The sequence below is a fragment of the Pseudomonas sp. EA_65y_Pfl1_P113 genome (genome assembly GCF_963970525.1).
GTDB lineage: Bacteria > Pseudomonadota > Gammaproteobacteria > Pseudomonadales > Pseudomonadaceae > Aquipseudomonas > Aquipseudomonas tritici.
The window spans coordinates 1-601 of sequence record NZ_CAXAQM010000246.1 but is presented as its reverse complement, the minus strand read 5'-3'; the positions used below and the strand labels follow the sequence as shown (position 1 = coordinate 601).

1 protein-coding gene is annotated in these 601 nt (G+C 67.2%); it reads right to left on the bottom strand.

Annotation, left to right across the window (positions count from 1 at the left end; genetic code table 11):
- Nucleotides 1–481: hypothetical protein (locus tag AACY52_RS29395; protein ID WP_339561232.1), on the bottom strand; the 481-nt coding region annotated here is incomplete at its 3' end.
- Between the last annotated feature and the right edge of the window lie 120 nt (nucleotides 482–601).

The following is a 601-nucleotide window of genomic DNA, read 5'->3' as shown; positions in this document are numbered from 1 at the left end:
GCGGCAGCATCCAGGTCATGGAAAGCCGAATCGACGAGCGATTAAAGCCGAGGGCTTCACCCTCGTCGGCAAGGCGGTCGATGCCGAGGTCGATGCACAGCCGGTCGAGCACAACCGACGGACGTGTCTTGCCAACGGCGAGCAGCCATGGGTAGTCGATGCGCAGCCTGTCGGTGAACGCGAGAAAGTGGATGTAGGGGCGCGCTTGATAGGAAAGTTTGTGGCTCGACGCTTGCCGCCGCTCGCCATCGAGGCGGCCGACGCGCTCGGGCAGTGGCGCAGCGAGCCAGTCGCGAAGATCGGGCCACTGTGTGCGGAAGCGGCGGTGGATCTGCCGCAGCTGGCGCTTGTACATATCGCAGATATCCACACCCGCGACGTGCGCGGCGTACTCTGCCTCGCCGCAGTGCTGAGCGATCACTGGTGCGGCCGGGTGCTCGCCGATCGCTGCTGCGGCGGCAGAGATCGGTCCGGCCCTCATGGCGCTGACACATCGAGGCCAAGCGCGCGGCGGTACTCGGCGACGACCGCCGGGTCGGACACGCGCGTGTAGATGCGGGTGGACTCGGGGGAGGCGTGACCAAGCCTGCGCATGAGGGCG